The following is a 13,459-nucleotide window of genomic DNA, read 5'->3' as shown; positions in this document are numbered from 1 at the left end:
AAATTTTAAATGCCAATCAGAGTTAACAGTTTTATGGGAAAGTTCGGATGGTTTGCAAGAAAGCACTTCCCGATGCTTGCAAGTAACGCTTATCTTAAGCTGCAGTTTGTAACAAGAAGTAAGTCACAGAAGGCATATTGCGATTACTTCCTTAATGCCAAGGAAGTTCCGATGCCTAATGTTGTAAATATCGAGACTATCAACAGATGTAACTCCACCTGTGCTTTCTGCACAGCTAACGTACATGCTGAAAAGAGACCTCTTGCCAAGATCGACGATGATCTCTACAAGAGCATTATTGACCAGCTTGCTGACTGGGGATACAAGGGACATCTGACACTGTACGGAAATAACGAGCCACTTCTTGATACCAAGATTGTAGAGAGACATAAGTATGCAAGGGAGAAGCTTCCTGACAGCTTTATCTTCATGTCAACTAACGGACTTATCCTTACAATTGATAAGGTCAAGGAAGTTGCACCATATATCAATCAGCTTATTATCAACAATTACTCCATGGAGATGAAGCTTCATAAGAATCTTCAGGAGATTTATGATTATGTCAAGGCTCATCCCGATGAGTTCAAGGACCTTGATATCCAGATTCAGATGAGATACCTTCAGGAAGTTCTTACAAACCGTGCAGGAAGTGCTCCTAACAAGCAGGAGACACAGAAGGTTATCAAGGAGACATGTCTGCTTCCGTTTACTGATATGTGGATCATGCCTAATGGTAAGATGGGGCTGTGCTGCTGTGACAACTTTGAGGTTACAGACTTTGGTGATCTTAACAAGATGACTCTTAAGGAAGCCTGGGGATGTGAGCAGTTCCAGAATGTTAGGCGTAAGATTGCAGAAGGCCGTCAGAACTATCCGTTCTGTAAGCACTGTGACTTCATTGATGCCGGATTTAGAATGCAGATCGTAAATGCCATTCTTCGCGGAGATCAGGATGCAGCCAACAAGCTTGGCGGTCATGAGAGAATGAAGATTGGTAATAAAAACAACGACGATGACGGCATTAAGTAATATATTGAGGTGGGGTACAACATGGACAAGATAGCAGTACTTATTCCATGCTATAACGAAGAAAAGACAATAGGTAAGGTGGTTAGGGACGCCAGGGCTGCCCTTCCGGATGCTACGATTTATGTATATAACAACAATTCCAAGGACAGAACTGCTGAAATTGCAGCAGAAGCCGGAGCTGTTGTGCGTAATGAGTATATGCAGGGCAAGGGAAATGTCATAAGACGTATGTTCCGCGAGATAGATGCTCTTGTGTATGTCATGGTTGATGGCGACGACACATATCCTATGGAGTCAGCACCTGAAATGGTTGACCTTGTGCTGAACCATAATTCAGATATGGTTGTTGGTGACAGACTCTCATCTACTTACTATCAGGAGAATAAGAGACCATTCCATAACTTTGGAAACAACCTGGTTCGTGGAAGTATCAATAAGCTCTTTGGATGCAATGTCAGAGATATCATGACAGGATTCAGAGCTTTCTCTTATGAGTTTGTTAAGACATTCCCGGTATTGTCCAAGGGATTTGAGATTGAGACTGAGATGACCATCCATGCGGTTTACAATAACATGCAGATCGACAATGTGGTCATTGATTACAGGGATAGACCTGAAGGGTCAGTAAGTAAGCTCAACACTTATGCTGATGGTTTTAAGGTGCTTAAGACTATTGCCAGACTTTATAGAAGTTATAAGCCGTTTGGATTCTTTAGTATTATTGCAGCGGTACTTGCTCTGATCTCTATTATTTTCTTTGTTCCAATTCTTCAGGAATACTGGGCTACTCATTTAGTGCCAAGGATACCGACACTGATTGTATGTTGTTTTGTCATGATGGCAGCTGTGCAGAGTATGTTTGCAGGTGTTATTTTGTCGACATTGGCAATTAATAACAGAAGAGAATTTGAGATGCAGCTCAATATGCTGCAGAGGCATAAAGAAACGGATTACGCCAAAGAGGGCACACAGTGATTTAAGATAAAATAATAGGCCTGATTTCATCAGTTGATGGAATCAGGCCTTAACTATATTCCGATGTTTATCAGCCGCCGTTCTGTTCAGCGTTGTATGCATCAAGGGCTTCCTGAGAAGGTTGTGCCAGAGGGAATTCACCCTTGATATATTTCTCCCAGGACTCGGGATAATTATTCTTCATGAGCTCTTCATCACACCTGAAGTATTCTTCGGTGTCGTATTCAGCTATCTTGATGTAGTCTGTCTCAAGGTAAGCATAAGGCTCATTGTGCTCAGCAAAGTTTACGTAGTGAGCAAAAATTCTTGAGAAGATCTGTCTTCCCAGCAAAGTAAGATGAAGGTTATCCATCAGGTACTGGCTGGCTGTATCGACATATAAATCTGTGTGCTCCATAAACATTGTATCGATAATTGTTACCTGCTGATCTTCAGCTACATTTTTAGCCTTTTTAGCGTAATCAGCCAGAGTACCTATACCATTACTTACTATATAAGAATCTCCAATGTATGAGCCATTTCCATCGACATAAATTCCATAGAATGGAGTGATGATATAGATGGCTGCCTGAGGGCTTATAGACTTAAGTTCTTCAATTCCCAAGCTCATTGCATTATAGAATGCGTGAGCTTTGTCGCTTTCTGAGTCATAGATGGAAGCATCAAGCGGAGCATTATTGAAGAAGTCGTTGGCTCCGTACTCAATGAAATAGTAATCTACTTCAGCAGGATCTATGGTATTCATTATGCTAAGGACGTTCTGCTGCTGAGCAAGTACCTGCTGTCTGTCCGCCTTTCCCGATAGACAGTAAGCCATGCCAAGGAAGCAGGTGGAGTTTATTTTTTCGGGTGATGCATCCGAGGAAGTAGGCTCAAGTGAAGCAGCGGTTCCACCGATTGCAAGGTTATAGGCAACTGAGTTTGGAATCCTTGTTGTCATTATGTTGGGGATGTCTGAACCATCGTTCCTGCCGTTGGCTATCTGGCTATCTCCAAAGAAGACCATTCGTACCTTGTCATCCTCGCTGCTTTCTTCGGTTGTCTCTTCTTGAGTTTTAGGGAGCTCCTCTTCGTTCTCCAGAGCTTCAAGAATAGGCTCGAACAGGTTTTCAGCAACCACGATTGACTGGTCTGTTGAAGCCGCGTCGTTATTAGCTTCATCTGCATTTTTATCGTCTGATAGGTATTCTGTTGGCTCAAGTGCCTCGTCTTTATTAAGTGAGCACCCTCCCAGAATAAGGGAGAAAGCCATGACTGTTGATATTAATATTTTATACTTTTTCATAATTTGTCTCCTCGTCTTTCCATCAGTTATTTTAACACTTGATTTTCAATTTAAAAGACTTTTGGGGCAATCTTAAGAAAATCTGCCGTTAATCTTAAGAAATTCTTAAGAAATTAACTACCCTACGCTAATTGATTAACGGTAATGCGATTGTAATATGAGAAAATATTGTTTATTCCCTTTGAGTTGAAGAAAACCCTTCATTAAGGTATACTTTAGTTATTGTTTGATTAGATTTTAACAGGAAGGTTGACGTTATGAAGAAAGCACTTGTCATTGGCGCAGGCCCTGCGGGACTTACTGCTGCTTATGAGCTTTTAAAGAAATCCAAGGACTATCAGGTTGTAGTATTTGAGGAGACTGAGAAGTTTGGTGGTATTTCCAGAACTGTTGAGTATAAGGGCAACAGAATGGATATGGGTGGCCACAGATTCTTTTCCAAGGTTCCTGAGGTTAACGAATGGTGGGAGAACATGCTTCCGCAGCAAGGATCTGACGCCTACGACTACAAGATTCTTGGCACACAGATACAGATGAATCAGGGAGGACCTGATCCGGAGAAGGAAGACAGGGTAATGCTTAAAAGGCATCGTGTCTCCCGTATCCTTTTCGATTCCAAGTTCTATGATTATCCTATCTCACTTAAGCCTGAGACATTTAAGAACTTTGGTTTTATAACCACCATGAAGGTTGGATTCTCATACCTGGGATCCGTATTCCACAAGAGACCCGAGGATAATCTTGAGAACCTCTACATCAACAACTTCGGTAAGAAGTTATACTCAATGTTCTTTGAGTACTATACAGAGAACCTCTGGGGCAGACATCCATCAGAGATCGATGCTTCCTGGGGCAAGCAGAGAACAAAGGGATTATCAATCTTTGGTATCATCAGAGATTACCTCGGAAGAGTGTTTAAGGTTAAGAACCGTAAGGTCAACACCTCCCTTATCGAGGAGTTCAAATATCCTAAGCTTGGTCCCGGACAGCTCTGGGATGTAACAGCTGAGGAGATCAAGAAGCTCGGCGGAACCATCATCATGAATGCCAAGGTTGTTAAGATCCGCAAGGATGGCAACCATGTGAAGGGTGTTACTTATCTTCAGGATGGACAGGAGATTGATATTGACGGTGATGTAGTTATCAGTTCAATGCCTATTAAGGACCTTGTTGCAGGTATGAATGATGTTCCTGCAGATCCTGCAAGAATCGCAGCAGGACTTCCTTACCGTGATTACATGACTCTCGGCGTTCTTGTTCCCAAGCTTAATCTTGAGAATAAGACCAACATCAAGACTATCGGAAACATCGTTCCCGATAACTGGGTATACGTTCAGGAGAGATCAGTCAAGATGGGACGTTTCCAGATATACAACAACTGGTCACCTTATTTGGTAAAAGACCTTGAGAACACCGTCTGGGTTGGACTTGAGTACTTCTGCTTCGAGGGCGACTCAATGTGGACCATGACCGAGGATGAGTTTGCCAAGATGGCTATCGGCGAGATGGTATCTCTTGGACTTATCAACAACGCCGGCGAAGTTATCGACTATCATATGGAGAAGGTTAAGAAGGCATATCCTGCTTACTTTGATACCTATGATGAGATGGACAAGCTCGTTGAATATCTCAACACTATTGATAACCTCTACTGTGTAGGACGTAACGGTCAGCACAGATACAACAATATCGACCATTCAATGTGCACTTCCTTTGAGACTGTCAAGAACATCCTTGGTGGCGTGACTGACAGAAGCAATATCTGGAGTGTTAACACTGAGGAAGAGTACCACGAAACTGATGAATCCAAATCAGAAGAAGAGGATGAAGTAGAAATTGACTAAATAACTAAAATATGTAGGCGGCGTTTTTGCCGCCTTATATTTTGATTAAGAAGGTTTGTTTATGCAATTTGTATCATTTGGATTTCTGATTATGTTGCCCATAGTGGCGCTGATCAATTTCTTTATTCCAAGAAAATACAGATATATCTGGCTCCTTGTTGTCAGTGCTCTCTTTTATCTGAGCCTTGATATGAAGGCTGCAGCTGTTATGGCAGGAACCGTTGTGGTGACTTACTTTGCAGCTCTTTTGATGGAGAAAGTATCAGGCGGAGCTGACGAAAAGAGAACTAAGACGGCCGCTGTGATACTGGCGCTGGCAATTGTCATTGAAGTCGCTGCTATGCTGGTGTTCAGAAGTGGCAAGATTCTCGGGGCTATCGGTATTTCTTTTTACATGCTCAAATCTATCGGCTATCTGGTGGATGTGTACAGGGGCGATGATATCGCAGAGCACAATCCGCTTATGTTGGCGCTGTTTGTATCATTCTTCCCTCAGGTATTATCCGGACCTATCGAGAGATCGGGAAACATGATGCCTCAGTTCGCATATCCTGTGACGGTGGACTTTGACAGATTCAGGGATGGCTTCCTTCAGTGCCTTTGGGGCTATTTCTTAAAACTCGTTATCGCGGACAGACTTGCGATATTTGTCAATTCTGTTTATCAGGCTCCTGAGTCGGCTCAAGGTACTATAGTTGCAATTGCAACAGTGCTCTATTCATTTGAGATTTACTGTGACTTTGCAGGATATTCTGCCATTGCTATCGGTGTTGCAAGGATCCTTGGCATAGATGTCATGAAGAACTTCGACAGCCCATATATGGCTAAGAGCATAGCTGAGTTCTGGAGAAGATGGCATATATCTCTGTCTGGCTGGCTAAAGGATTATATTTATATTCCTCTTGGCGGAAACAGGAAGGGAACAGTCAGGAAGTATATCAATGTCCTTATTGTGTTCGCAATAAGTGGTATCTGGCATGGATCAGCACTTACATTTCTGGTTTGGGGCTTGCTCCATGCTGTTTATCAGATCCTTGGATTTGTTACGCAGCCACTCAGAGACAAAGTTGTTGAGACTTTGAAGATAGACAGAAACGGTCTTTCACACAGGACCATGAAGACGATATTTACATTCCTCCTGGTTAATCTGGCGTGGGTGTTCTTCAGGGCAAGTTCTCTGGAACAGGCACTGTTGATCATCAAAAAGAGCTTTGAATTTACACCCTGGGTGCTTAGCGATGAGACGCTCTTCAAGTTTGGACTTTCCCATGGCAGTTTCAACATTGGAATTGCAGGTATAGTTCTTTTGATAATAATGGACGTCTTGAATTTCAACGGCGTTGAGATGAGGGAGAGGATCATTAAGCAGAGCATCTGGTACAGATGGATCATAATGATCGGGGCAATACTCGCCATCCTGATATTTGGTATCTGGGGTGCGGGCTATAATGCATCAAGTTTTATATATCAGCAGTTTTGAGGCTTTTGAATGAAGATTAAGATTTCAAGTATTTTAAAAACAATAGCTTTTCTTGCAGCGCTATGCGTGTGCGTATTTGCTACAACCATCGTGCTGCGCAGCAAGGACAGTGACTTTAAGTACGGAGACTTCTTTGATAAGGCAGATCAGATCGATGTGCTGTTCATTGGATCCTCCCACGTTATCAATGCAATAAACCCGGCGGTGCTGTATGGAGAGTACGGTATAACTTCCTACAACATGGGAGGTCACGGTTCCATCATGCAGGCTACATACTGGGAGCTTAAAGAGGCGCTCCAATACTGCAATCCCAAGTGTGTTGTGGTTGATACTTTCATGCTTCAGAAGAACTACAAGTATCTGGATGAAATGGACGAGAGCTACTCTGATGAGGAGCGTGCGAGTTCTATATCGCAGCTTCACCTGAATATGGACTGTTGGCCGCTTAATGAACTTAAAGTTGAAGCGATAAATGACCTTATCAAGGACGATGAAGTTAAGAAGCAGTTCCTGGCAGACTTCTATGTGTACCACAACAGGTGGGAAGAGCTTGATAAGAACGATTACAAGGCTCTCTGGGGAACTCAGGACAGAAATGAGCTCTTTGGCGCTGAGATGAGATATGGAATGGAGCTCACTCCCGGGATCTATCCTAATCCGGACGATGAAAATGGCCTCGGTGGTGACACGATTGGTGAAGAGTACTTAAGAAAAGTCATCGAGGAGTGCCAGAGCAGAGGCATCGATGTAATTGTCACCTTCCTGACCTGCAGTGCAACAACTGATGACAAAAGAGCTATCGACAGTGCGGAGATTATCTGCAATGACTACGGTGTTGAATTTGTTAACATGCAGGATCTTGGAGTAGTTGACCTGTACACTGACCTCAATGATACCGGACACATGAATGCTCTTGGATCAATCAAGGCAACTAAATACATTGGTGAGATTCTGGCAGAGTCCGGAGATCTGACTGACCACAGAGGTGATGACGCCTACGCTGACTGGCAGAGGAAGACTGATGCTTTCCACAATGATATATATGAGATGGCTGTTCATTCCGACAGCATTTATCAGCAGCTCAACTACCTGTCAGAGGGGAAGGTCAGTTCCATTATTTATATCAATGACGGATCACAGGCTTTTGGTGATAACCAGTTCCAGAGGCTGATCCACAACTATACTGTGACACCCAAGATTTATCATACGGATGGACCTTATATTCTGATCAATGATGTGGCATCGGGTAATATCTATGAGGCCAGCGGCAGTGAAACACTTGATGGAGTGAGTACCAGTCTCGGAACGGTCCATTATCAGCCGGTAGAGCACTTGTTCAGGCTCTTTTATACCGATGAGGATCCGGAGAACAATCTTTTATACGACGATTCAAGATTTGAGTATGACATACAGATAATCACCTACGACAGTGAGTCGGGGGAGATATTATCACATAACTATTACAAGTCATACGGCAGTAACTATACTAAGGGTTAATTATTTCAGGAGGGATTTTATGAGCGATAAGATTTGCATAGTTGGTATTGCAGGAGGAACAGCTTCAGGCAAGACTACAATCGTAAGAAAGATCAAGGAGTCTTTTGGCGACGATATTGTTGTCATCAATCACGATTCCTACTACAAGGCTCACAATGACCTCTCTTATGAGGACAGGAGCAGGCTTAACTATGACCATCCTGAGTCATTTGATACAGACCTTATGATCGAGGATGTTAAAAAGCTTAAGAACAATGAGGAGATCGATATGCCTGTTTATGACTACACAATTCATAACAGGTCCGATGCGACAGTTCATGTTGTTCCCAAGAAGGTTATCATCGTAGAGGGTATTCTTATCCTTGAGAGCAAGGAACTTCGTGACCTTATGGATATCAAGGTCTTCGTTGATACAGACGCTGATGAGAGACTGATGCGCAGAATAAGACGTGACATGGTTGAGCGTGCAAGAAGTATTGAGTCAATCCTCAGCCAGTACAGAGAGACTGTTAAACCCATGCATGAGCAGTTTGTTGAGCCCAGTAAGAAGTATGCGGATATCATCATCCCTCGCGGCGGCGAGAACCTGACAGGTATCAACATTCTTCGTGAGCACTTAAAGCTTATGATGGCTGACTGATATACTATTCGTTTGATTGAGAGGGCAATCTTGTGGGAGTTGTTATTTCTGTTCTGCAGCTGATATTGTGGCTGCTGGTGGTTCCCTTTTGTATAGGGCTGCTTTTTAACTTCATATTGCCTGAGTTTCGAAGGACTGTGGGGATAACCTTTATATTGGGCTATCTGGTCTATATGGCTGTGTTTGAGGTGATTGCCATAACCAGTATGTTCAAGGTTGTATACAGTGCTTTTACCTACTGTAGGAGGAGTTTTATTATTGCAGTGCTTCTCCTTGCTGCGTTTGGAATAGCACGTAGTATCAGGATATTAAATGACGGAGATGGGAAGTTCTTAGCTCTTTTCCCCGGCGAAGCTCATGCTGATATAAGAGATCTTCTTAATCCGAGAACTGATCCTAAGACTTACAAGGCTGACTACACCCTGGAGAGCAGGGTTTATTGGGGAATATTCATTGCGATCATGGCTTTCCAGATGATCATGAGCATTGTGATGGCAAGCTTTGACGGAGACGATGCTTATTATGTTGTTGAGTCGCTACTTGCGCAGCAGGCGGATGTTATGAATACTATTCTTCCATATACGGGTATGTCGACATCGCTTGATATAAGGCATGCGCTGGCTGTTATCACCATGTGGATCGCCTTTGTGGCTAAGCTCAGTGGTATTCACGCAACCATTGTATCTCACAGTATTATTCCGCTGTTCTTTATTCCGTTGGTTTATCTTGCTTATGTTGAAATCGGAAGGATACTGTTCAGGAGCAGACAACAGCTGATACCGGTGTTTATGATCGTGGTATCGCTCCTTCTGATGTTTGGAAATGTATCTATTTATACGCCGGCGACCTTCTTTCTCATGAGGACATGGCAGGGCAAGGCACTGGTTTCGAACCTGGTGTTCCCGATGATCCTCTGGTTGTTCCTCTGGATGTTTGAGGACTCGAAGATGGAAGAGAGGACGAGCTTTAGGACTGCATGGATAATGCTGACTCTGGTGAATATGCTGTCCGGAGTATGCAGCTCATTGGGTGTAATTTTTGGAAGTGGTCTGATAGCTCTTTTGACACTGGTACTGCTTGTTGTGACTAAGAGATGGACTGTGCTACTGGGTGCGTTCCTCTGCATTATTCCAAATATAATTTATCTTGGAATCTATTTCTCTGTCTGGTCGAGGGTTTGAGTATGTATGGTATTTTTATGGAGTGCTGGGTTGCTCTGAAGTTGTATTTTGGCAATCCGCTGCTGGCAATCCTTCTGGTGGCATCAGCGATTTACATCATTGTCGCCGAGAAGGACCTGAAAAAGAAAATACTTCTGGGGATTCTGCCGATTGTGATCCTGGCGGGATTTCTTTTCCCTGTGACAAAGATGGTTTATGTGGCTGCCTTTGATGAGAGTGATACTTATTACCGCGTGCTCTGGCTTGTGCCTATGTATGTGGTGATTGGCTATGCTGTCTGCAAGCTGGTATTTAGCTTTGAAAGGAAGATGAAGCAGCGAATTGCGCTTGTTATTGCACTTGTTGTTGTGGCGCTCTCAGGTCATCTTGTTTATTTGAATCAGTACATGTCTGTGGCACAGAATCTGTATCATATTCCGCAGCATGTGATTGAAATATGTGATGTTATTGCGCCTGCAGATGGCGAGGACAGGGTAAGGGCGGCATTTCCTTCTGAACTGGTGCACTTTGTACGCCAGTACGATACTGATATATTGATGCCTTTCGGCCGTGAGATGGTAGTTACACAGTGGGATTATTATAACCCTGTTTACGAGGTTATGGAGAAGCCCGAGATTATTGATGCTGAAGAACTTCTTGACGCTACCAGACAGACCAGCTGCAGATATATTGTTCTAGCCAAAGACAGGAAGATCAATAAAAATCTGACAACGCTGGGTCTGAAGCTGATTAAGACTATTGATAATTACTATATTTATGAGGATCCGCAGGTGTCTTCTTAACAGCTGACATCCAGGATCTGTGCTCTTCCGTGAAGAGTCAGGGGCACTGAATCTGCCGGGATGAAGATGCAGTCACCTTTAAAGAAGTTAAGGCTTCCGCCGCTGCATCCTTCCCATCCGATACTGCCGCAGCCGTCTGTGATAAGAAGGCTGTGGAAGCTGTTGGAATCTGTTTTATATTCTGCAAGAATTCTGTTTTCTGTATTCAGAAGCATTCTCTCAACGATGAAATACTTACATCTTGATAAAAGCTCGGTGGCATAGCCGGAGCGGTATTTTATGACTCTCATGGGCTGACGGGGAGCTGCGGTTGATCTAAGGTTCGCAACTTCCAGGGCCTTGTCTATATGTAGTTCTCTTTTGTTCCCGTTTTTATCAGTTCGGTCGTAATCATAAAATCTATAGGTGACATTGCTGCTCTCCTGAATCTCGGCGATAAGGCAGCCGGATCCGATGGCGTGAACTGTGCCCGGGGTGATAAAAAAGACGTCGTTCTTGTGGGCAGGAACTTTACTCAGGAGCTTTGTGATCTTGTTTGTATTGAGACACTTGCGGACGGTTTCTTTATCCACATCCATGCTAAAGCCGTAGATGATGCTTGAGTCTTTCTTGGCATCAAGAACGTACCAGACTTCTGTCTTACCGCGAGATCCGTTTTCGTGGATCCTGGCATACTCATCATCGGGATGAACCTGAACGGACAAATCGTTCTTGGCATCGATGAACTTTATCAGGATAGGAAGTTCACCTTTGCCATCGGTAAGGCTAAGGACGTGGGTGCCAAGGTATTCCGGATGAGCCTTGAGGACATCTGTAAGCTCTTTTCCCGAAGTGGTATATGAGGGACCATCAGGGTGCGTTGAACAGACCCAGGCCTCTGCTAAGGGGTCTGAGTCCAGTCCTAAGTTAAAATCATCATTTAGTCTGCTTCCTCCCCACAGGTAATCCTTGCTGCTGGGCCTGAGGAGAAAAGGAACGTTACCGGTCATGCTTGTCTGTCCTTTCACGAGGGCATCTCATATTTCTTCTTGTCGGCGGCATTGATGGACTCGCCTAACTGTACCTCAATGAGCTGAAGGCCGTTGTCGCCAGCAATTACTGTGTGCTTGCATCCGGCAGCCATGGTTATGACATCGCCGGGATGGATGTTCTGCTCCATGCCGTCAACTATGGTGCGACCGTCTCCGCTTATTACAGTCCAGACTTCATCGCGGTGGTCGTGGCTGTGGTAGTTCATCTTGTGTCCGGGGTTGAGGGTTACTTTTACGGTAAGGCTTCCCTCTTCAACGTCGAGAACTCTGTAGTCTCCCCAGGACTTCTCGGCGAACATGATCTGCTGATCGATGTCGTCAACGAAAGGTTTGATATATGAACTCTGATCTTTGTCTGATACAAGGATTCCTTCGGCGGAAGCTGACACAATGAGGTCGTGGCCTCCCATGATAAGGATCGGTACGCCAAGCTCGTTGATGGCGTGGACGTTGGTGGAAGTGGTATCCATGCGAACGTCGCCTATGGTGTTCTCGGACATTGCCTCTGTGAGGGTGTTCCAGGTTCCGAGGTCCTTCCAGGTGCCAGAGTATCTAAGGACTTCGATGGATTTCTCGGCTTCTACAACAGCGTAGTCAAAGCTTATCTTTTTGAGTGTGTCGTAGCTGCTAAAGAGTGTCTCATAGTCTGATGAGCCGAGGAGCTCGCGGCTCTTTTCCAGAACATAGGAAAGCTTGTAGGCGAACACACCACCGTTCCAGAGAGCATGACGGCTGATGTATTCTGCAGCTGTCTTCTCATCGGGCTTCTCTGTGAAGTCAAAGCCATTGTCGTTAGGAATGATATATCCGTACTTGGCTGATGGATATGTTGGCTCGATTCCCATGAGGACGAGGTTCTTGTCACCTTCCTGTGCTGCCTTGCACATATCTTCAAGGCACTTGAAGTATCCCGCATCAACATAAGGATCTACAGGGCACACAACAACTGCTTCAGTTTCGGGAACCTTCTGAACATCGTGAAGGTATGCAGTTGCGAGAGCGATGGCTGCAAATGTATCACGTCTGCAAGGCTCAACGCTGATGCCTACATCATAGCCCAGCTGATTGTGGATTGCTGATACCTGTGACTTACTGGTTGCGATGGTTACAGTGGCATCAGGATCGACAGCTTTTATCTGACCGTAGATTCTCTGAACCATGGACTCGTATTCGTCTGTGCCATCTGCATTTGTCTTCTTAAATATCTTGATAAACTGTTTGGAGCGGATGTCGTTGGATAAGGGCCAAAGTCTCTTTCCGGATCCGCCGGATAGTAAGATTATATTCATTTTGATTTCTCCTTGTTTCGAAAATACAAAGCTATTATACCTATTATTGTGGATTTCGACAAATGGAGCGAAATGGTCCCTTTGCTCAGGCTCAGCTGACTCTAATTTGCATCACAAGGCGACATATGTTCTACGTTGGTTGGAAACGTGATATCGACCACCCCACAACTTCCTCCTATATAAAAAATAGTTGGAAATTTCAAAAAGGGTTTTTGCGTCACATTGGACTTGCCTGTAATATCTGGCAAAAACTACGTCACAACGAACCTTGTAGCCGATAGTTGTGATGTAGCCAAAGTGTTAGACATGAAATTTTGACTACATGGCCATGAAAAAACTTTTGTAATTTCCAACTATTTTTCCATATACAAATTTTTGTGATGCTTTTCAAAAACAGGCTCCAACCAACAGCCCATTATAAAAGGT

The 13,459-nt window shown here is 44.0% G+C and carries 11 protein-coding genes; 8 read left to right on the top strand and 3 right to left on the bottom strand.

The genetic code is table 11. From position 1 onward, the window contains the following. Positions 1-9 precede the first annotated feature (9 nt). Together G632_RS0106410 and G632_RS0106405 are read left to right on the top strand one after the other, a co-directional pair. On the top strand, positions 10-1,029 hold the full coding sequence (locus G632_RS0106410) for a radical SAM/SPASM domain-containing protein (RefSeq protein ID WP_022768197.1): 1,020 nt from the start codon (positions 10-12) through the stop codon (positions 1,027-1,029). Positions 1,030-1,050: 21 nt separating this feature from the next. Continuing rightward, the gene (locus G632_RS0106405) at positions 1,051-2,004 is read left to right on the top strand and encodes a glycosyltransferase family 2 protein (protein ID WP_022768196.1); all 954 of its coding nucleotides are present in this window, start codon (positions 1,051-1,053) and stop codon (positions 2,002-2,004) included. A 70-nt stretch (positions 2,005-2,074) separates the two neighbouring features. Here G632_RS0106405 and G632_RS0106400 read toward each other — a convergent pair whose 3' ends face one another. After that, entirely contained in the window at positions 2,075-3,289 is a 1,215-nt protein-coding gene (locus G632_RS0106400; RefSeq protein WP_022768195.1) for an SGNH/GDSL hydrolase family protein, read from the bottom strand. Between the two features lie 257 nt (positions 3,290-3,546). Between G632_RS0106400 and G632_RS0106395 the strand changes: the two genes are divergently transcribed. The 6 genes from G632_RS0106395 to G632_RS0106370 all read left to right on the top strand — a co-directional run bounded on the left by G632_RS0106395 (position 3,547) and on the right by G632_RS0106370 (position 10,713). Beyond that, the gene (locus tag G632_RS0106395; protein ID WP_022768194.1) at positions 3,547-5,133 is read left to right on the top strand and encodes an NAD(P)/FAD-dependent oxidoreductase; all 1,587 of its coding nucleotides are present in this window, start codon (positions 3,547-3,549) and stop codon (positions 5,131-5,133) included. A gap of 61 nt (positions 5,134-5,194) precedes the next feature. After that, complete coding sequence (locus G632_RS0106390; RefSeq protein WP_022768193.1) at positions 5,195-6,613, top strand: MBOAT family O-acyltransferase; 1,419 nt, start codon at positions 5,195-5,197, stop codon at positions 6,611-6,613. Between the two features lie 9 nt (positions 6,614-6,622). Then, positions 6,623-8,110 (top strand): hypothetical protein, encoded by a 1,488-nt coding sequence (locus tag G632_RS0106385; protein WP_022768192.1) that lies wholly within the window; start codon positions 6,623-6,625, stop codon positions 8,108-8,110. A 19-nt stretch (positions 8,111-8,129) separates the two neighbouring features. Beyond that, positions 8,130-8,750: a uridine kinase gene (gene udk, locus G632_RS0106380; RefSeq protein ID WP_022768191.1), complete on the top strand. Its 621-nt coding sequence runs from the start codon at positions 8,130-8,132 to the stop codon at positions 8,748-8,750. Between the two features lie 32 nt (positions 8,751-8,782). Continuing rightward, complete coding sequence (locus G632_RS0106375) at positions 8,783-9,931, top strand: DUF6077 domain-containing protein (protein WP_022768190.1); 1,149 nt, start codon at positions 8,783-8,785, stop codon at positions 9,929-9,931. 2 nt (positions 9,932-9,933) lie between these two features. Then, entirely contained in the window at positions 9,934-10,713 is a 780-nt protein-coding gene (locus G632_RS0106370; protein ID WP_022768189.1) for a hypothetical protein, read from the top strand. Here the strand turns inward: G632_RS0106370 and G632_RS0106365 are convergent. Together G632_RS0106365 and G632_RS0106360 are read right to left on the bottom strand one after the other, a co-directional pair. Further along, entirely contained in the window at positions 10,710-11,720 is a 1,011-nt protein-coding gene (locus tag G632_RS0106365) for a type I phosphomannose isomerase catalytic subunit (RefSeq protein WP_242826712.1), read from the bottom strand. The two genes, G632_RS0106370 and G632_RS0106365, sit on opposite strands and share 4 nt — an antisense overlap. Beyond that, positions 11,717-13,033 (bottom strand): sugar phosphate nucleotidyltransferase, encoded by a 1,317-nt coding sequence (locus tag G632_RS0106360; protein WP_022768187.1) that lies wholly within the window; start codon positions 13,031-13,033, stop codon positions 11,717-11,719. Before G632_RS0106360 ends, G632_RS0106365 begins: the two co-directional genes overlap by 4 nt. Positions 13,034-13,459 lie beyond the last annotated feature (426 nt).

Origin of the sequence: Butyrivibrio sp. NC2007 (assembly GCF_000421405.1) — a bacterium.
Classification (GTDB): domain Bacteria; phylum Bacillota; class Clostridia; order Lachnospirales; family Lachnospiraceae; genus Butyrivibrio.
This window is presented reverse-complemented; position numbering and strand designations above follow the sequence as displayed.

What these genes read in the sequence shown, in the direction of transcription:
- G632_RS0106405 (WP_022768196.1), top strand. Translation starts at nt 1,051, where the DNA reads ATGGACAAGATAGCAGTACTTATTCCATGCTATAACGAAGAAAAGACA.
- G632_RS0106390 (WP_022768193.1), top strand. Translation starts at nt 5,195, where the DNA reads ATGCAATTTGTATCATTTGGATTTCTGATTATGTTGCCCATAGTGGCG.
- G632_RS0106370 (WP_022768189.1), top strand. Translation starts at nt 9,934, where the DNA reads ATGTATGGTATTTTTATGGAGTGCTGGGTTGCTCTGAAGTTGTATTTT.
- G632_RS0106385 (WP_022768192.1), top strand. Translation starts at nt 6,623, where the DNA reads ATGAAGATTAAGATTTCAAGTATTTTAAAAACAATAGCTTTTCTTGCA.
- udk (WP_022768191.1), top strand. Translation starts at nt 8,130, where the DNA reads ATGAGCGATAAGATTTGCATAGTTGGTATTGCAGGAGGAACAGCTTCA.
- G632_RS0106395 (WP_022768194.1), top strand. Translation starts at nt 3,547, where the DNA reads ATGAAGAAAGCACTTGTCATTGGCGCAGGCCCTGCGGGACTTACTGCT.
- G632_RS0106400 (WP_022768195.1), bottom strand. Translation starts at nt 3,289, where the DNA reads ATGAAAAAGTATAAAATATTAATATCAACAGTCATGGCTTTCTCCCTT.
- G632_RS0106410 (WP_022768197.1), top strand. Translation starts at nt 10, where the DNA reads ATGCCAATCAGAGTTAACAGTTTTATGGGAAAGTTCGGATGGTTTGCA.
- G632_RS0106360 (WP_022768187.1), bottom strand. Translation starts at nt 13,033, where the DNA reads ATGAATATAATCTTACTATCCGGCGGATCCGGAAAGAGACTTTGGCCC.